At 62.7% G+C, this 18,277-nt stretch carries 18 protein-coding genes; 8 read left to right on the top strand and 10 right to left on the bottom strand.

The features are described 5' to 3' along the window. Nucleotides 1-3: 3 nt before the first annotated feature. Together NKH05_RS10660 and cysS are read right to left on the bottom strand one after the other, a co-directional pair. Nucleotides 4-390, bottom strand: a complete 387-nt coding sequence (locus tag NKH05_RS10660) for a VOC family protein (RefSeq protein ID WP_352856242.1) — start codon at nt 388-390, stop codon at nt 4-6. Further along, nucleotides 387-1,856, bottom strand: a complete 1,470-nt coding sequence (gene cysS / locus NKH05_RS10655) for a cysteine--tRNA ligase (protein ID WP_352494858.1) — start codon at nt 1,854-1,856, stop codon at nt 387-389. Before cysS ends, NKH05_RS10660 begins: the two co-directional genes overlap by 4 nt. Before the next feature lie 419 nt (nt 1,857-2,275). Between cysS and NKH05_RS10650 the strand changes: the two genes are divergently transcribed. Continuing rightward, complete coding sequence (locus NKH05_RS10650) at nt 2,276-2,425, top strand: hypothetical protein (protein WP_023677745.1); 150 nt, start codon at nt 2,276-2,278, stop codon at nt 2,423-2,425. 57 nt (nt 2,426-2,482) lie between these two features. Here the strand turns inward: NKH05_RS10650 and NKH05_RS10645 are convergent, their stop codons facing one another. Then, nucleotides 2,483-3,244 (bottom strand): SOS response-associated peptidase, encoded by a 762-nt coding sequence (locus tag NKH05_RS10645; protein ID WP_352814821.1) that lies wholly within the window; start codon nt 3,242-3,244, stop codon nt 2,483-2,485. 123 nt (nt 3,245-3,367) lie between these two features. Between NKH05_RS10645 and NKH05_RS10640 the strand changes: the two genes are divergently transcribed. The 4 genes from NKH05_RS10640 to NKH05_RS10625 all read left to right on the top strand — a co-directional run bounded on the left by NKH05_RS10640 (nt 3,368) and on the right by NKH05_RS10625 (nt 5,751). After that, nucleotides 3,368-3,793 (top strand): NUDIX hydrolase, encoded by a 426-nt coding sequence (locus tag NKH05_RS10640; protein WP_352481843.1) that lies wholly within the window; start codon nt 3,368-3,370, stop codon nt 3,791-3,793. Nucleotides 3,794-3,841: 48 nt separating this feature from the next. Continuing rightward, the gene (locus tag NKH05_RS10635; RefSeq protein WP_023719865.1) at nt 3,842-4,219 is read left to right on the top strand and encodes a TIGR02301 family protein; all 378 of its coding nucleotides are present in this window, start codon (nt 3,842-3,844) and stop codon (nt 4,217-4,219) included. Between the two features lie 374 nt (nt 4,220-4,593). After that, nucleotides 4,594-4,851 carry a hypothetical protein gene (locus tag NKH05_RS10630; protein WP_023719866.1) on the top strand — a complete coding sequence of 86 codons (258 nt, stop codon included), beginning with the start codon at nt 4,594-4,596 and terminating at the stop codon, nt 4,849-4,851. Between the two features lie 96 nt (nt 4,852-4,947). Further along, entirely contained in the window at nt 4,948-5,751 is an 804-nt protein-coding gene (locus NKH05_RS10625; RefSeq protein ID WP_023719867.1) for a hypothetical protein, read from the top strand. A 34-nt stretch (nt 5,752-5,785) separates the two neighbouring features. Here NKH05_RS10625 and NKH05_RS10620 read toward each other — a convergent pair whose 3' ends face one another. Then, entirely contained in the window at nt 5,786-7,117 is a 1,332-nt protein-coding gene (locus NKH05_RS10620) for a dihydroorotase (protein WP_352856240.1), read from the bottom strand. Between the two features lie 83 nt (nt 7,118-7,200). On the opposite strand from NKH05_RS10620, the gene ygfZ reads away from it, so the two are divergent. The 3 genes from ygfZ to NKH05_RS10605 all read left to right on the top strand — a co-directional run bounded on the left by ygfZ (nt 7,201) and on the right by NKH05_RS10605 (nt 10,896). Next, the gene (ygfZ, locus tag NKH05_RS10615; protein ID WP_352856238.1) at nt 7,201-8,061 is read left to right on the top strand and encodes a CAF17-like 4Fe-4S cluster assembly/insertion protein YgfZ; all 861 of its coding nucleotides are present in this window, start codon (nt 7,201-7,203) and stop codon (nt 8,059-8,061) included. Continuing rightward, nucleotides 8,061-8,693, top strand: a complete 633-nt coding sequence (locus NKH05_RS10610) for a YfbR-like 5'-deoxynucleotidase (RefSeq protein ID WP_352856236.1) — start codon at nt 8,061-8,063, stop codon at nt 8,691-8,693. The genes ygfZ and NKH05_RS10610 overlap by 1 nt, the downstream gene beginning before the upstream one ends. A 64-nt stretch (nt 8,694-8,757) precedes the next feature. After that, entirely contained in the window at nt 8,758-10,896 is a 2,139-nt protein-coding gene (locus NKH05_RS10605; protein ID WP_352856234.1) for a putative bifunctional diguanylate cyclase/phosphodiesterase, read from the top strand. Between the two features lie 91 nt (nt 10,897-10,987). On the opposite strand, the gene NKH05_RS10600 is transcribed toward NKH05_RS10605, so the two are convergent. The 6 genes from NKH05_RS10600 to NKH05_RS10575 form a co-directional block, all read right to left on the bottom strand. Continuing rightward, nucleotides 10,988-11,260, bottom strand: a complete 273-nt coding sequence (locus NKH05_RS10600) for a DUF3303 domain-containing protein (protein ID WP_023719871.1) — start codon at nt 11,258-11,260, stop codon at nt 10,988-10,990. A gap of 22 nt (nt 11,261-11,282) precedes the next feature. After that, a complete protein-coding gene (locus NKH05_RS10595; protein ID WP_023719872.1) occupies nt 11,283-12,746 on the bottom strand; it encodes a RimK family ATP-grasp domain-containing protein in 1,464 nt (487 codons plus the stop codon). After that, nucleotides 12,743-13,849 (bottom strand): peptidase C39 family protein, encoded by a 1,107-nt coding sequence (locus NKH05_RS10590; RefSeq protein ID WP_352856232.1) that lies wholly within the window; start codon nt 13,847-13,849, stop codon nt 12,743-12,745. The genes NKH05_RS10595 and NKH05_RS10590 overlap by 4 nt, the downstream gene beginning before the upstream one ends. A 208-nt stretch (nt 13,850-14,057) precedes the next feature. Further along, nucleotides 14,058-14,852, bottom strand: coding sequence for an anti-sigma factor family protein (locus tag NKH05_RS10585; RefSeq protein ID WP_352481851.1), 795 nt, complete (start codon nt 14,850-14,852; stop codon nt 14,058-14,060). Then, a complete protein-coding gene (locus tag NKH05_RS10580) occupies nt 14,849-15,367 on the bottom strand; it encodes a sigma-70 family RNA polymerase sigma factor (RefSeq protein ID WP_352856230.1) in 519 nt (172 codons plus the stop codon). The genes NKH05_RS10585 and NKH05_RS10580 overlap by 4 nt, the downstream gene beginning before the upstream one ends. 153 nt (nt 15,368-15,520) lie before the next feature. Beyond that, nucleotides 15,521-18,244 (bottom strand): DUF2339 domain-containing protein, encoded by a 2,724-nt coding sequence (locus NKH05_RS10575; protein WP_353025367.1) that lies wholly within the window; start codon nt 18,242-18,244, stop codon nt 15,521-15,523. Between the last annotated feature and the right edge of the window lie 33 nt (nt 18,245-18,277).

Raw genomic sequence — 18,277 nt, 5'->3', positions numbered from 1 at the left:
ATTTTACTCCGGAGCATGGCAGACCGCCTCGACATTGTTGCCGTCGGGATCGAAGACGAAGGCGCCATAATAGTTCGGATGATAGTGCGGGCGCAGGCCCGGCCCGCCATTGTCCTTGCCGCCGGCGGCGATTGCCGCCGCGTGAAAGGCATCGACCTCGGCACGGCTGCGCGCCGTGAAAGCGACGTGTTGATGATCCTTCGGCTTGTCCTTGCCGACATGCAGCCAAAACACTGGCCGGTCGCGGCCGTAGCCGCCGACCTTGGCGCCGCCGGTATATTCCTGCGGCACCATGTAGAGCAGCGAGGCACCAAGCGGCGCCATCGCCCTGTCGTAAAAAGCTTTCGACACGTCGAAATCCAAAACGGTGATGCCGAGATGATCGATCATCTTTTTACCTCCCAGGTGGTGATGCGTTCGCCGGTGACAGGGTCCTTGCCGTCCTTCAACTGGATGCCTTGCGCCAGCAACTCGTCGCGGATGCGGTCGGCCTCGGCCCAGTTCTTGGCGGCGATCAGCGCGAGGCGTTTGGCGATCGCTTTGGCAATGGCGTCTTCATCCACCTTGGCTGTTGCGACGTCGAAGCCGAGGAACAGCAGCGATGCCTTCAGCAAAGTGGCAGCATCGTTGTCTTCGGCGGCTGCGTTGCTGCTACCAGCGTCGAAATCAACAGCATCGCCAGCCAACTGGGTCAGCAACTGGAATGCGGGATAGGTGGCGAGGTCATCCGACAGCACTTCGATCACATCCGCCGGCACCGATTTTGCCGTTGGCGGCGCCAGATCGGCCGCTCGCTTCCATTTGCGCAGCGTATTCTCCGCCTCTTCCAGCTTGCGTACGGAAAAGTCGATCGGCTCGCGATAATGCGTCATCAGCATCGCCAGCCTGAGCACCTCGCCCGGCCATTTGCGGCCGCCAAAAGTCTCCGTCTCCAGCAGTTCGGTGATCGAATAGAAATTGCCCAGGCTCTTGGACATCTTCTGGCCCTCGACCTGCAGGAAACCGTTGTGCATCCACACCTTGGCCATCGTTTCGGTGCCGTGGGCGCAACGTGACTGGGCGATCTCGTTCTCGTGGTGTGGAAAGATCAGGTCGAGACCACCGCCATGGATGTCGAACACCTCGCCGAGATAGGCGGCCGACATCGCCGAGCACTCGATGTGCCAGCCCGGCCGACCCCTGCCCCACGGACTCTCCCAGCCCGGTTCCTCGGGCGAAGACAATTTCCACAGCACGAAATCCTGCGGGTTCTTCTTGTGCGCATCGACGGCGACGCGGGCGCCTGCCTGCTGCTCGTCGAGATTGCGCTTCGACAACTGTCCGTAGTCCGGCATGGAAGCGGTGTCGAACAGGACTTCTCCAGCTGCGACATAGGCATGGCCGCGTTCGATCAAGCGTTGAATCAAGAGGATCATGTCGACCTTGCCGTCGGGCCTAGGCTCGACGAACTCGGTGGCGCGCGGCTCGACCGTCGGTTCCAGGCAACCGAGCGCCGCCACGTCCTTGTGGAACTGATCGGCGGTCTTTTCGGTGACCCGCCTGATCGCTTCGTTCAGCGACAGCTTGCCCAAGGCAATCTCGCCGCCGAAATCGCGCAGCGCGCGAGCGTTGATCTTGTCGTCGACGTCGGTGATGTTGCGGACGTAAGTGACATGCGCTTGCCCGTAGAGATGGCGCAGCAAACGGAACAGCACGTCGAAGACGATCACCGGCCGCGCATTGCCGATATGGGCGAAGTCGTAGACCGTCGGGCCGCAGACATACATGCGCACGTTGCGCGGATCGATCGGGAAGAAATCCTCCTTGCTCCGCGTTAGCGTGTTGTAGAGGCGCAGGCTCTTCGATGCTTCAGACATACGTGCGTTCCGGTGCGTTACTTTGTTTGAGCATGATCTTTTGGGATCGTGCTCTGGATGGAGTCGGTCACGCCGAGGCGCAAAATCGAGCTCCAGCCTGCTGGCCGGGGCGTTTGTCCAATCTGGGAGGAGATGAGGCGAAAACGTCCAGGACCAGCGCGAGGCTAGTCGATAATGCAAATGCCACAAATGGCGAAAGACGTTTTCATGGCCGGCTTTATCGCCTTGCCCGGTGTTGCCGTCAAGTCGCTACCTTCGCCAAAAATATCGTTGGCTCACAGGAAATGAGCCACTGAAACATTTTATTAAACAGATCGGCACTGTCATGAAACATTCGCCGGCTAGATCAGCAAGCGTCACGATTTGGTCGGATTCGGCCAGCAAACGCAGACACGAAGACGTTACCAGGGAAGAGAATAATGCCTAAGCAAGAATCCAACCGCGCCAAGCAACCGGCGCTCGCCAGCCATTACCGGGCGATCGGCCCGGCAGCAATCGTCGCAGCTCTTCTGCACACCGCGAAGAAGAAGAAGCCGGCACAGAAGATCGTGTCGCCACGCGCTGCCTGAGAATGCCGTCGGGTGAAGATTGAGGCGCTCACGGTGTCCTGGAAATAGTAGCTTTCGCTAAAATAATGTCATTTGACTGTCGTTCGCGCCGGACTTCTGGCGCTTGACCTTCTCGGGCTCAGGCTCGACGACGCCCTTCTCCTGAATCTCCGGCCCGGTATTGGCGACCTTGTTGACGAGGTCGGAAACCGGGATCGCTTCGAAGAAATCGGGCCGGGTGGGTCTCAGCAGATCGGCCACATCACGCGGCTCGAGCGTGCGGCAATCCAGCCAGCGCGCGAAATCCTCGGGATGGATCACCACCGGCATGCGGTCGTGGATATGGGCAGTATCGGCATTGGCGTGGGCGGTCAGAATGGCGCCGGTGTCCATTTCCGAGCCACCCGGCTCGGCATACGTCTCAATCAGCCCGGCGAAGGCGACAAGCCCTCCATGCTTTGGCCGCATCCAATAGGGCTGCCCTCTTCTGCCAGCGGTTTGGTGCCATTCGTAGAATCCCGAAGCCGGTACCAGGGCGCGGCGATGGCGCATGGCAGCGCGAAACGACGGCTTTTCCGAAGCCCCCTCAGAACGCGCGTTGAACAGCAGCGGGAAGTTACGCGTATCCTTGACCCAGGCCGGGATCAGGCCCCAGCGCACCAGCATCGAGCGGCGGTCGGGCAGGTTCGAGCCCGGCGCCTGCGGCAATCCGGCGAGCGCCATCAGCACCGGCTGCGTCGGCGCGATATTGTAGCGGGGCGGAAACTCCTCCAACTCCGCCAGACCGAGAAGGGCGGCGGTCTGGTCCGGAGTGGCGGTCAAGGCAAAGCGTCCGCACATGAATTCAGCTCTCGAATGGGTGACATGTGAAAGTGACCATGGAACCTGCCTTTCGCAACCGCTAAAGCTGTTCGCCGACGGCCGGTCCACAACGGGCTATGCCAATCGAGCGATCGGGAACCCATGGAAGCACGTAAGATCATTCCGGCAGTCTCGGTCTGCGTCGTGCGCGAGAACACGGTGCTGCTGGTCAAGCGGGCCAGACCGCCCTCGCAGGGCCTTTATGCCTTTCCCGGTGGCAAGGTCGAAGCCGGCGAGACGCTGGAACAGGCAGCAAGGCGCGAATTGCTGGAAGAGACCGGATTGCAGGCGCGCAACTACCGGCCGCTGCGGGAAATCCACATCGACGGCAGCGGCGACGGGCATCCGGTCGACTACCGGCTGACGGTGTTTGGGGCCAACTATGCCGGCGGCGAGGCGGTGGCCAGTGACGACGCCGAAACCGCCGCCTTCTATACACTGGCCGAAATGACAGCGATGCAGCTTGCCGATGCAGTGTTTGATATCGCCGACGACCTGCTGGCCACCAGCAAGGGCGGCGCGAACTGAGCTTGAGAATCGCCTTGCAGGCAACAAATTGTTTCAGCACAAGGGCTCATGAACCGCACATCACCGTTTCTCGCCGCCTGCCTCGCCGTTAGTGTGGTTGTCGGCTTGCGTCCTGCCATTGCCGCCGAGGCGCCGTTCGAGCCCGGGCTGTTGCGGCTGGCGGAAGTGCTCGGCTCGTTGCATTTCCTGCGCAATCTATGCGGCGAGAAGGGCGACCGGTGGCGGGCCGAGATGGAAAAACTGATCGCATCAGAAAATCCGAACCCTGAGCGGCGCGCCCGCTTCATCGCCAGCTTCAACCGCGGCTACCGATCCTTCGGCGGCAGTTATACGCAATGCACCGCCTCGGCGACGGAAGCCATCAGCCGCTACATGAAGGAAGGCGAGACACTGTCTCGCGACATCGCCTCGCGCTACGGGAACTGACGGCGGCAGCTGCCGTTCCGGCAAAGCGGAATCAAGCGTCGGCGCTGTTGGCGGCGGACGCGTTCGACACTTCTCCGCTTGCCTCGGGTGAGGTCTTGGTGCAAACCTGATGTTGCACTTTTGCAACTATGTTAACGAAACGTTAGCGCGCAGATGTGAAATTAACTCAAACTGAAGGTTTCCGTCCCCTTGGCCGGCCTAATCGGCTAAGTTTGAAACGGATCGGACGCAGGTTTGCTTAATGCGACGGGTTTTGTAGAAAACGACCAAAAAAATGTCGCATTTACAAGTACTTACTTCGCCTGCGTGTAAAAGGGACAACTCAAGCTTGATCCCTATCCAACGGATCACCGCTTGAAAGGGTGGACATCGCAATGGAACATGGCGTCAACGACATCGACGCGCTGGTCAGGGAAGAAAAGCGCCTGACCGCCGTGGAAAGCCACAGCGAAGCCTGGGCGGAAGGATTGTCGGCGGGGATCGAGCCGGAAATCATCGCCGAGGCAGCCCTCGAAACGGCATTCGGCGAGATGCTGCGAACCAATGGCGAGACCTCGGCGCTTGCCCTGCTCGATCGCATGCGCGAAAAGGTGGTTGCCGGGGCCTTCGAGCCCGAAAGGCTGCGGCACTGACCCCGGTTCTTTGACGACGGCGCGTCGCCGGACATCATGTCCGGGCACATCATGTCCGGGCACATGAGTGGGCCTGGAACCAGGGAGTAGCAGGCGGTGAATTTTTCGATATCAGGCAAGCCGCGCGGCCTGGTCCTCAGCATTTGGCTTATCGCCTCCTGCGCCACGATTCCCCTTGCACTGTTTCTTGCGAGCAGTCCCGCTCACGCCCTCAGCGAGATCAAGCGCGAAGACCTGCCTTCGCCGGTCACGCCGCCGCCCGACGGCGACATGTCGCCGCCCGGAAGTACCGTGCCGATGCCCGGCCCGCTCGGCACGACGCCACCTGCAGCCAGCCAGCCGACTCCGTCCGACGAGCCAAGGCAAACCGAACCGAAAGGGCCAGCGGACGACGGCGGCATGGCCAATCCGCATGTCGATCCGGACGCGCCTGTGCCCGAAGTCGTTTACGACCTTGCCAAGTTGCCGGAACCGGTCAGGCGCATGCACGATCTGATCGTCGAGGCGTGCAAAAGCGGCGACATCGAAAGACTGCGGCCGCTGATCGGCACGGGCGACATGATGACCCAATTGTCGCTGGGCGACATGGAGGGCGACCCGATCGCCTTCCTGAAAGGGCTTTCGGGCGACACGGAAGGCCAGGAAATCCTCGCCATCCTGGAAGAGGTGCTCAATGCCGGCTATGTCCATGTCGATGCAGGCACGCCGCAGGATCTCTACGTCTGGCCGTATTTTTTCGCCCTGCCGTTGGACAAGCTCGATGCCAGGCAGCGGGTCGAGTTATTCAAGATCGTCACTGCCAGCGACTATGACAACATGAAGCAGTTCGGCGCCTACATCTTCTACCGCGTCGGCATCACGCCGACCGGGCAATGGACGTTCTTCGTCGCTGGGGATTGAGTGGTCAGGCCTGGCCCTTATTGAGGCAGGGAGCTTAGCCCGCCAACGCCTCGGAAAACTCCACCGCCCTGCCTTGGCCTGGCGTGGCAATCTCGCCTTCCCACATCACGCGCCGGCCCCGAACGATAGTGCCGACCGGCCAGCCGGTCACCTGCCTGCCGTCATAAGGCGTCCAACCGGCCTTGGAGCCTTGCTGGGCGTTGGCGATGATCTCGCGGCGCTTCAGGTCGACGATGGTCAGATCGGCATCGTAGCCGGCGGCAATACGGCCTTTCCTGGCGATGCCGAAAATGCGCTGTGGGCCATGGCTGGTCAGGTCGACAAAGCGCTGCAACGTCAGCCGGCCGGCGTTGACATGATCCAGCATGATCGGCACCAAAGTCTGCACGCCGGTCATGCCTGACGGCGACGCCGGATAAGGTTTTGCCTTCTCGGCCAGCGTGTGCGGCGCATGGTCGGAGCCGAGGACATCGACAACGCCTTGCGCAATGCCCTGCCAGACCCCCTCGCGATGGCGCGCGGCGCGCACCGGCGGGTTCATCTGGATCAGCGTGCCTAACTGCGCATAGTCATCTGCGCTCAGCGTCAGATGATGCGGCGTCGCCTCGCAAGTCGCGACATCCTTGTGCTGTTCGAGGAAGCCTATCTCTTCGGCGGTCGAGATGTGCAGCACATGGATGCGGGCACGGACCTGGCGCGCGATGCGCACCAGGCGCTCGGTGCAGCGCAATGCGGCGATCTCGTCGCGCCACACCCGATGTGAGGACGGATCGCCCTCGATGCGCTCGCCGAGCCGCTCGCGCAGCCGGAACTCGTCCTCGGAGTGAAAGGCGGCGCGGCGGCGTGTGTTCCTCAGGATCGAGGCAACGCCTTCGTCGTCCTCGACCAGCAGGTCGCCGGTGGACGAGCCCATGAACACTTTTATGCCGGCCGCACCCGGCAGCCGCTCGAGATCGCCAGCGTCTTTTGCATTGTCGCGGGTCCCGCCGACCCAGAAGGCAAAGTCGCAATGCATGCGGCCGGTGGCACGCCGCACCTTGTCGGCAAGAGTCGCCTCGCTGGTGGTCAGCGGATTGGTGTTCGGCATCTCGAAGACGGCGGTGACGCCGCCAAGCACCGCTGCCCGCGAGCCCGTCTCCAAATCTTCCTTGTGCTCCAGTCCCGGCTCGCGGAAATGCACCTGGCTATCGACGACGCCCGGCAGGATATGCAGTCCGCGGCAGTCGATTGTCTCGCCGGCCGACGCCTGGCGGAGATCGCCGATGGCAGCGACGCGCCCACCATTGATGCCGACGTCGCGAAAACCCTCGCCGTCGTGGTTGACCACGGTGCCGCCTGTCAGGATGAGATCGTAGATGGGGGCCATGCGGATCAGGTCTCTTGCGGGGGAAGTGCCAGCGGCTTACGTAATGGCCGACAGTTTTGCAAGATCAGGCTCGTTTTCCCACCATGCCCTTTGCGTCGCTCAGAGATCGCGCACTCGTTTCCGTGTCCGGACCGGATGCCGAGCACTTTTTGCAAAACATCCTGACTACCGACCTCGACGTGCTCGGCAGCAGCGAAGCAAAACCCGGCGCCCTGCTGACGCCGCAAGGCAAGATCCTTTTCGACTTCCTGATCTCGCGCGCCGGCGAAAATGCTTTCCGCCTCGAATGCCGTGCCGAGACCGCTGACGATTTCATGCGCCGGCTGACGCTCTACAAGTTGCGCGCCAAAGTCGAAATTGCCCAGCTGGATCAGCCCGTTGTGACCGTCCTATGGGAAAGCGATTCAACTGCCTCGCAAGTTGAATCAGCACCGTTTGCGGATGCACGGTTCGTCGATACTATCGTTAAGCGCTTCTACGATGGCACTGCCGAAGGAGGCGACCTTGCCGCATGGCAAGCCTTTCGCATCGCCCATGGCATTGCCGAAAGCGGCAGCGACTATGAGCTCGGCGATGCGTTTCCGCATGACGTGCTGCTCGACGAGATCGGCGGCGTCGGCTTCAAGAAGGGCTGCTATGTCGGCCAGGAGGTTGTCTCGCGCATGCAGCATCGCGGCACTGCCAGACGCCGGGTGTTGATCGTCTCGGCCGAACGCTCCCTGCCCGCCTCGGGCGCAGAGTTGACCGTGGAGGGGCGGCCGGTCGGCACGCTTGGCTCGACCGCCGGCACGACAGGCCTCGCCATTGCCCGCATCGACCGGGTCAAGGCAGCGTTCGACGCCGGCCTGCCGATCCTGGCTGACGATGTCGCCGTGTCGCTCACCATCCCGCCCTGGGCGAAATTCAGCTTTCCGCAGGAAGCCGTCGGCGCGGAGGAGGCCTGATGGCGGCCGATCGCGCCGGGGCGCCGCCGCGCGCCTGGCAGCGCATGCTGTCCGGGCGACGGCTCGATCTCCTCGACCCCTCGCCGCTCGACATCGAGATCTCGGATATCGCTCACGGCCTTGCCCGCGTCGCGCGCTGGAACGGCCAGACCAGAGGCGAGCACGCCTTTTCGGTCGCCCAGCATTCGCTGCTCGTCGAAACGCTTGTCGGCGAGCTGATGCCGGATGCCGACGCCGATGCGCGGTTGGCGGCGCTGCTGCACGACGCGCCGGAATATGTCATCGGCGACATGATCTCGCCGTTCAAGTCCGTGATGGGCGGCAGCTACAGGGACTGCGAGATCAGGCTGCAGCGCGCCATCCATCTGCGCTTTTCGCTGCCAGCGGAACTCGACGCGGGACTGCGCGAGGAGATCAAGCGAGCGGATCAGATCGCCGCTTATTTCGAAGCGACGCTGCTTGCGGGTTTTTCAACGGCAGAGGCGACGGAGTTCTTCGGCCGGCCGCGCGGCTTCAATGCCGAGCGCTTCGATGTCACGCCGCGCTCGGTGACCTGGGCGCAGAATGCCTTTCTCAAACGGTTTGCGGCGATCGAGAAGTCGCGACGGCAGACTGCCGTTCCAGCCGGCTGAAAACGGTAAATTAACCGGCAAGGACAAGAGTGCCGTGGTTAACCACGGTCCATAGGCGCGCTACATGCCCGTTGCCGGTATCAAGGCAGGTTCGTCCGTCCGCCGACGACGGGTCAAAGGCGTTGGTCTGCCGCAACGGATTGAAGACGAACTGCGCGAACAGAACGAGCGTTTTTCGGCAGCGGTCGAGAACATGTCGCATGGCCTGTGCATGTTCGATGCCGATGAACGGATGATCATCTGCAATAGGAACTACATCAGTATCTTTCGCCTCGACGCCGATGTGGTACAGCCCGGCATCCGGTTTTTCGACATCCTCCAGCACAGCGTGGACATCGGCATCGCCTCGCAAAGCGCTGAGCAACTCTATGCCATTCGCAAGCCCTATATCGACCAGGCAAAACCTTCCACCTATGAGGAAACGCTTGCAGACGGGCGTATCGTCAACATTTCGCACCGGCCGCTGGCGTCGGGCGGTTGGGTATCGATCTACGAGGATATCACCGAGCAACGGCGCGCCGAGCAGGAGTTGAAGGAGCAGCACCGCCGTTTCGACGCGGCACTTGCCAACATGTCGCAAGGACTTTTGATGTACGACGCGGACGGCAAGCTGATCGTGCGCAACGAACGTTTTCTGGAACTTTACCATGTCAGGCCGGCCGACCTCCCGCTTGGCATGAGCCACCGTGATGCCTTTAAGCGGCTGCTGGAACTGGGCATTTACACAAAGCTCGACCCCGACAGCGAAATTTCGCAAATCGAAGCCTGCCTGCGGGCGGGCAAAACACACGTAACGCATCGCCATCTTGCCGATGGCAGAACGCTGCTGGTTGCACGCCGGCCGATGAGCGGCGGCGGCTGGGTCGCGACATTCGACGACGTGACCGAGCGCAGGCGCGTGGAAGAGCGCATGACCCACCTTGCGCATCACGACACACTGACCAACCTGCCCAATCGCTCGATGCTTCGCGAACGGCTCGACCAAGCCCTTAGCGAGACGAAAGACGGATCGCTGGCGATATTCTCGCTCGACCTCGATCACTTCAAGGCGGTCAACGATACTTGGGGCCACCCTTCCGGCGACTGGCTGCTGAAATGCGTGGCCGAACGGCTGCAACGGTGCCTGCGCAATGAAACGGACGTTGTCGCTCGCTTCGGCGGCGACGAATTCGTCATAATCCAGTTCAATCTCAAAAGCCCGGGCGATGCGGAAAAACTGGCCAAACGCATCGTCGAGATCATCGGAAAGCCGTTTCGCGACAAGCGACACGACATGCGCGTCGGCATCAGTGTTGGCATCGCGCTGTTTCCGAATGACGGCAAGGACACCGACACTTTGCTGAAAAACGCCGATATGGCGCTCTATCGGGCAAAGAGCGAAGGGCGCAACCTCTACCGTTTCTTCGAACCAGCCATGGATGCGATGGTGCGCGCGCGCCGGGCGCTCGAAATCGATCTCAGGGCAGCGCTGTCGCGCCGGGAATTCGAGCTGGATTTCCAGCCGATCATGAACATCGCCTCCGGCGAAATCGTCGGTGCCGAAGCCTTGATGCGCTGGCGTTCGCCAGTGCGCGGCCTGGTGCGTCCGGACGACTTCATTCCGGCCGCCGAGGAGACCGGGCTGATCGTGCCGCTTGGAGAATGGGCGCTGCGGAAAGCCTGCACGACCGCGGCAGGCTGGGCGCCTTTGCGCATCGCAGTCAATGTCTCCGCCGTGCAGATCAAAAGCGGCACCTTTGCCCGCAGCGTCATCTCGGCGCTGGCGTTCTCGGGCGTGCCGGCCAACCGGCTTGAACTGGAAATCACCGAAACGGTGCTGATGGACGAGAGCGATCTGGTGCTCAAGACACTGAGGCAGCTGCGCGATCTGGGTGTGCGCATAGCGCTGGACGATTTCGGCACCGGCTATTCCTCGCTCGGCTACCTCAGGCGCTTTCCCGTCGACAAGATCAAGATCGATCGCTCTTTCACCCGTGACATCGACAGTCGCGATACCGCGGCGATCGTGCGCACCATCATCGGGCTTGGCGCACAGCTGGGCATCACCGTCACCGCCGAGGGTGTCGAGACCGAAGCGCAGCTTGAATTCCTGCAAAAGGAGGGCTGCGTCGAGGCCCAGGGCTATTTGATCGGCGTGCCATCGAAAGCGTCGGACATCAACCGGCTGCTGAAGTCGAACGCGACGATCAGGCAATCCGGCTAAGTGCGACAGCCGGGCGAGCCAGTCATCGGCTCAGCCTGGACATCTGCTATCAATACAATGTCTGGATATACCTCGTCGAAGCGCGCGCAGGTCAGAGATGTCCGCTCAACGCCTCCACCATATCCTTGTTCGTCGCCACGGGAACGATCTCGAATTCGACCAGATCCGCCCATTCGATGACCCACCGCTGCAGGAGTGTGACGTCATCGGCCTCCACCAGCAGGAAGCAGCGGCTCATATCCGCTGCGATCCAGCTGTGGTGCACGAGCAGCGCGTCCGGCTTCAGGCGGCCCTGGTCGCGGAAACGGCGGTAGATCTCCTTACGGTCGCAGCCGCGAAAATCCTCGGTTACGAAGAACAGCATCTTTTTCCCCTCAATTCGGATGTCATCGGCCCGGCCGGTCCAATCGCTCCAGGAACCACTGCGTCAGCCGCACCCAGACCTCGTCTTTTTCGCCGGAGTCTTCCCAGCCGTGGTCGAGGTTGGGGTTATCGTTGACCTCGATGACGAAGACGCCGTCCCTGGTCTCCTTGAGGTCGACCCCGTAGAGGCCGTCGCCGATGCAGCGCGCCGCGCTCACCGCCGTCTCGACGACATGGGCCGGCGCTTCCTTCAGGGTGAAGGTCTTGATGCCGCCCTGGTCGGGCTTGCCGTTGGCCTTATGATTGACGATCTGCCAATGCTTCTTGGCCATCAGATAATGGACGGCAAACAAGGGTTGGCCGCCGAGGACACCGACGCGCCAATCATATTCCGTCGGAATGAATTTTTGCGCGATCAGGAGGTCGGAATCCTCCAGCCATTCGGTTGCGAGCGTCTTTAACTCTTCGAAGGTGCCGCATTTCTTGACGCCGCGCGAAAACGAGGAGTCCGGGATCTTCAGCACCAGGGGGAAGCCCAGCGTCTGCGCCGCAACTTCCAGATCCGAGATGCCGGCTATCATCACCGTCGGCGGCACCGGTACCTTGTTGTAGGTCATCAGCTCGTTGAGATAGACCTTGTTGGTGCAGCGGATCATCGACAGCGGATCGTCGATGACCGGCATGCCTTCCTGCTGGGCGCGGCGGGCAAAGCGGTAGGTGTGGTTGGAGATCGAGGTGGTCTCGCGGATGAACAGCGCGTCGTAATTGGCAAGTTTGGCCAGATCGCGCTTGGTGATCGGCTCGATTTCGACGCCCATCTTTTCAGCGATCTTGGCCCAGTGGCGCAGCGACGAAATCTCCGACGGCGGCAGTTCCTCATGCGGATCGACCAGCGTGGCGAAAGTGTAGCGCGCCGGCGTGCGGCCCTTGGTGTCGCGCCACTCGCGGTTGGTGTAGGTCTCCAGGCACTGGAGAAAGTGCGTTTCCTCGTCCTCGGTCATCCTGGCCAGGGGATGGAAGCCGATCTTGCGGATCGAGGCCCATTCGGCGCTGTCCCTGATGTGGACCTCGAGCGCCGGGGCACGAAACCAGTCGAACAGCAGCTTGGCAAAGCGGTCCCAGATCCTGGACGGTCCTATGCCGAAGAAGATGCAGACCTTCTGCGGGAAAGCGCCGCCCAAATCCTTGCGGCACTTGTTGAGTGCGAGTTCGAGTTCCGGCAACGCGTGCTCATAGAGCTTGCGCTCCGACAGGTCGATCATCGTTTCGACCGTCGGGATGACCTTATGGCCGCGCGAACCGGCGAGCAGCGAGGCGTAATAGCCGCGGCTCTGGTAGCCGTAATTGTTCGACAGGTTGATGACCTTCGGCCGCTGCCCGCGAAACAGTGCCGGATGGGCAAGGTAGTCGCGATTGGTGATGATCTTGTGCGGCGTCGCCACTTGGTCGAGATCGTTCTGCCGGCCGGTAAGGATGACCCAGGTCATTGGCTGTCGCGCTTTCCGAGAGTGATGGCGGCGCGCAATCCGTCGCGGCCGAATTGCGCCATGTTCATGAAGATGCCGTAAGGCACGGGAATGTTGGCAGCATCGAGGATCGTCTCCTGCCGCTCGTCCTCGACCCAGGGGTCGTGGATCAGGATATGATCGCCGTCGTCACCGATGGCCAACACCCAGTGCGGAACCTTTTTGCCGAACATCAGGAAGCCGCTGATCAGGACCAGTACCAGTTTTCCCTCTGCGATCGCGGTGCGAATGTCGTCAAGCCCGAATGAACGGTAATTCACCGGGATGCCGTAAAGTTCCGCGCGGCGGCGAAAGTCGACCTGCGCCAGCTCCATCACCCGGCGCTTGTCTTCGCTGCGCACCGACTGCAGGAAAAGCGCGCCATAGAAGGACACATAGATCTCAGCAGCAAGCCCGCTCTCATAGCCGGCGACGGCCAGCCCGAACGGCTCGCAGCCGCCGGGGCCGGACATCATGAAAACGGTGGTCGCCTCACGCCACAGCCGGATTTCCATCACCGGGTCCGGCACGAAGCCGGGGCCGAAGTAAGCCATCGCCATCATCAGGCAGCATGGTCCGCAAGTGAATTCGCAAGTCTGCTGATAAAACGGCACTTCGGTGGCGACCGGAATGTCGCCACGCAAGGTCTTTTCATAGCGCAGCGCCGTGGCGCCATCCTCGTAATAGTCCGGTTCGCGGCCGATCTTGCGGTAGCCGCTCCGCTCGTAGATCTGGATCGCGCGCGGGTTGTCCTCGCGGACTTCCAAACGAAGCATCATGCGGCCGTGCTCGAAAGCAGCGGCCTCGGCCTCTTCCAGCAGAAGGCGGCCAACGCCACGGCCGCCGAAAAATGGACCGACGGCGATCGAATAGAGCCGCGCGACGCCGCTGCCCTTGCGAAACAGCACGACTGCATAGCCGGCGACGCGGCCATCGCTTTCGCCAACCAGCAGTTCGGCGGTGTCGCGTTCGATCAGTTGGCGAAAGGAACGGCGAGAAATGCGGTCGCTCGAGAAAACAGCTTTTTCGATGGCGGCGAGGTCATCGACGTCGGACGCGCGGGCCTTGCGAATCTCGGCAGGCATGCGGGCTCAGAAAACCTCGATTGGGTTGTGGAAACGACCCCAGTCTAAACATCGGTCACACCAGCCGAAGTGCCAGCATTAAGCAAGCGCTATCGCACCTCGATTAGGGCCGAATTGTGACAGTTTTGACAGCAGGCAGGTCGCGCAAAGGCTTTGAGCGACCTCCGTGTTTCGGCATCGGCGCCGCTCCGGAAAAATGAGATCCTGCTCAGCTTTGCAAGGCCGCCAGAAGCTGGCCATAGGCGCTCTTGGCCACCGCGGCCAGCCGCTCGCGCGGCAGCGAGCCGACGACGGCGCAGCCATAACCCTTGTCCAGCCAGTACACAGCCGCAGGACCATCTTCTTCCGACCCATAGGTGCCCTTGGCCTTGGCAGCCGATTCGGCGGTGACGAAGAGCGAAATGCGCGCGCCCTTGTCGTCCTCGTAAAGCAGCATCGCGGCCTTGCCCTGGCCGGCAGGCAGCAGCCGGCCACCGACCAGTTGGAATCCCTGCGCTGCCAGATCCGGCGCGACGAGCTTCAAACCCACCTGGTTCGACAACCAGCTCTGCAAATGATCCTTGTCGCTTGCCGGCACTTCCACCGCATGCCGCTTTTCGGCGGCATAGATGACGTGGGCGGCGATCGCTTCTTCGGCAAGCTGGTCCTCGGCCGTATTTTCCAGGCCGAGGCCGCCGATGCCGGCAAGATAGCCGCCAGCACCGCCAATCACCAGCATGGCGGCAGCGGCGACCGCAAGCCACCAACGCGAGCGCGACGGCGCCGCTCTGACCACCGACGCCTCGCCAAGCACCACCTTGTTCAGCCGCACCGGTACGGGTTCGTCTAGCACGCCGTTAAAGGCTGCGCGCAATGCTGCCCGGTCGGCGGCGTAGCGTGCACTCTTGGCCTTCATCTCGGCATTGGCCTCGAGCCATGCCTCATAGGCCGTTCGCTCGTCGCCCGGCAACTCGCCATCGAGAGCCATGTGGATGTCGCGTTCGGAGAAATCGCGCCGGCTCATTTCTCGACGATCCTTATCGAGCGGCGGCGCGCGGTATCATCCAGCAGCGCTCGCAGTTCCTCACGCCCGCGCGCGATGCGCGACATCAAAGTGCCGGCGGGGACTCCAAGGATGTTGGCTGCTTCGGCATAGGAAAACCCTTCGATGGCGACCATCACAAGTGCCGCGCGCCGGTCCGGGCTGATCGCCTGCAGCGCGTCGACGATCTCGCGCGAGGCGATGCTCTCGACCTGCTCGGCGGGTGCTGCCTGCGCCTCGCTCGCCTCGAGCCGCAGCATCGCCGCCTCGCCGCGCCGGTTCACCTTGCGCATCTGGTCGATGAACAAATGATGCATGATCGTAAACAGCCACCTCCTGGGGCTTTCTCCTGTCTGCCAATTGTCGAGCCGCACAAGCGCCCGCTCGAGACAATCCTGGACGAGATCGTCGGCGGAATCGCGGTCGCGCAACAGCGAGCGTGCATAGCGGCGCAAACGCGGTATTTCACCAAGGATTGCTGCCTTCTTTTCGTCCATGACCGCTGGTTCTGGAGCCCCTGTCCGTGGTGATTGAACGCGCCTTTGCGGCGCGGCGCAAGCGGCCAGCGCGAAGCGGTCCGCCGCCCCGGTCACCCAAGCAACTGAATAACGCTGCCGATGCCAGCTTTATTCCCGGCCAAATTGAAATCGTCAGCTATTGCTCGTCTCGAGCTTTTCTTTCGCCGCCCTAGTCAGCAGCCGCTGATAAAACAAGCCGATGCCGATGAGCACCGCGCCGAGGCCGATGAAGGACAGCGCCCGCAACACGCCTTCCAGCTCCGACATATCGAAGACGAAGACCTTGAGCACGGCGACCGCGATCAGCGCCGCAGACGCTATGCGCAGCACCTGCGACTTCAGCCAGACACCGGCGGTGAGCAGCACCACGCCGATGGCCAACCAGAGCGCCGAATAGGTATAGGTCTCGACCTGGCCGAGGCCGCTCCACAGGCCGATGAACTCGCCCTTGAACAGCCTCCTGACCGACAGCGTGGCATAGACGAAGGCGAGCACCGCCGCCACAACCGCAAGCATGGCCGCATACCATTTCGGCCGCTTGTCGCGGGTATAGAGCGCCAGTGCGCCTGTCGCGACTGCCGGCAACAGATAGGCGAGGAACAGAAGGTTGAACACCGGAATGCCGCCGGTCGATTCATCCGTCAGCAGCGGGTTCAGCACCACAAAATGCCGGATGACGATGAAGGCGACCGAGAGCACCCCGGCAGCCATCGAGCCGTAACGCAGCACAGAGCTTGGCGAGCGCATGTCGATGGCGACCAGGATTGCACCGGCGCCGATGGCGATCAGCGTATAAATCGCCTGTTCGGCAAGTGTCATCGAGCCGCTGTCGATGACGCCACCATGCATGGCATGACGCACCAGCATGGCAACGGCGAGCAGAGCAAACAGCGCGGCGCCGGCCTCCATGGCGAGGCGCGGCCGGCCATTGGTTGTGCGGGCGAGTTGCCAGGCGGCAAAGCCGAAGGCGAGCGCCGGCACGCCATATCGGAGCAGCAGCCAGTTGAACACGGGTGTTTTCGACAGGAACTCGGCACCGACGATGGTCGGGTCGAAGGCGGCACGGCCGAGCACTGCGATCACCGCACCGACCGAAATCCAGCCAAGCACCGGATAGCTACGCCAGCGCGTCGCCAGTGCCGGCACAACGGCGGCTGCTCCGAGCAGGACGGTTGTCCAGCCGGAGCCAAAGGCCATGTGCAGCATCAGCAGGCCGGCGATCGCCGCGCCGGCGAGCGCGAAGGAGACGGCAGCGCCGCCGGTCAGCGGCGGCGCTTCGCCGCGCGCTATCCATTCGCCGCCGGCGACGAAGATCCCGACCAAAACGGCCGCTGCGGCCGCATAAGCAAGGTCACGGTCGAGATTGCCGAAGGTGAACCAGAGCGCCAGCAGGATGACCAGTGGCGCGACAGCGCTCCAGGCCGCCCATGTGGCGGCGCGCAGCCAGCCAGGAGCCGCAAAACGGCGCGCTGCCCAAAAGCCGGCGCCGATGAAGACCAGGCCCAGCGCGATGCCGATCCTGAGCATCAAGGCATCAGACGCCACAACCGGCACGCCATCGACACCGAGAGCGCCGCCCGAAAAATCGGCGGCGACCGTGGTCGGCGGAATGATGCCGAGATAGACCAGCACCGTCGCCAGCCCGGCGGCGTGCAGCAGTGCAAGCGCTCGCGGCCGGTAGAGCGCTATCGCCACCAGGGCTACGATAAGGGCTGCTCCCTGCAAGGCATCGCCGGCGGCGGCAAAGACCGGATCGACGAACAGGGCCAGCGCTGAAAGAGCGACGAAGAACCCCGGCGCGATCGACGGCCAGTCGAAGCCGGTGTCGGCGACCGCTTCGCTGCGACGGCCAAGCCAAACGAAGGCGAGCACGGCCAGTGTCACCACGTCGATAAAGAGGATGACGGAAAGGTTCGTCCCCGGCGCTTCGGTCATGTAGAAGATGGTCCAGATGCCCGTGGCGACGAAGGCTGCGGCCATCAAGAGCCTCCAGTCGCGGATGCGGGCAATGACGCCGGTGGCGGCGAGCACGATCGCCAGATAGCCAAACAGCGCCCACGGATTGGGCGCCTGCGAGGCGACGAGTAGCGGCGTCACCATGGCGCCGAGCAGGCCGACGCCGGCCAGCGCCTGACCGTGGACCAGGCTTGCCGCGATCGTCGCCACGCCGATGGCGCCGAGCAGCGTGAAAGCGAGCGCCGGGCCGATGAAACCGTAAATGCTGTACGCGGCGTAGACCGTGCCGAACAGGATGAAGGCGCCGGCCGCTGTCAGGATCGCCGGGATATAGGCACCGGCGGCACCTTGCACCGGCACCCTGAAGCCGGTGCGCCGGATGAACTCGCCGCCGCCGACCAGCGCCAGCCCAAGTGCCGCCGCCATGAAAAGCCGCACGCCTGGCCCGAAAATGCCGGCCTCGATCGTGTAGCGGATCAGGAACAGGCCGCCCAGCGCCAGCGCGATGCCGCCGACCCAGACCGCCCAGCGGGTACCGAGCGCCGTTTCGACGTCGGATTGGCGGGCGGCTTTCGCCGCTGCCGCCGGTTGCGCCGGCTCCGGTGCGGACGGCGCCGCGGTATCGGCTTCTGCCTCTGCAGCTGATGCGACCGCTGCGGTCTCGGCCCCTGGCGATGCGGCCATGTCGGCTGCCGCCGCCGGCGGGATTGCGCCATCCGCCGGTTTGCTGTCGTTTGCAGCCGGTTCCTTGGCTTGCGGCGGCAGGACAGGCGCGCCCGAAAGCACGAGGCTGCGCAACGCGCCAAGCTCGCGCTCGATCAGGCCGATACGGCTCTGCTGGCGTGAAATGATGACGAACAGCGCGATGATGGCGACGAGGCCAATCAGGCTTTCAAACATGGCGGTTCCCCCAAACCAGGCCAGTCGTCACTG

The sequence above is a fragment of the Mesorhizobium sp. M1399 genome (assembly GCF_040317735.1).
GTDB lineage: Bacteria > Pseudomonadota > Alphaproteobacteria > Rhizobiales > Rhizobiaceae > Mesorhizobium.
The sequence above is the reverse complement of the archived record's forward strand: the minus strand, read 5'-3'. Positions and strand labels throughout refer to the sequence as shown.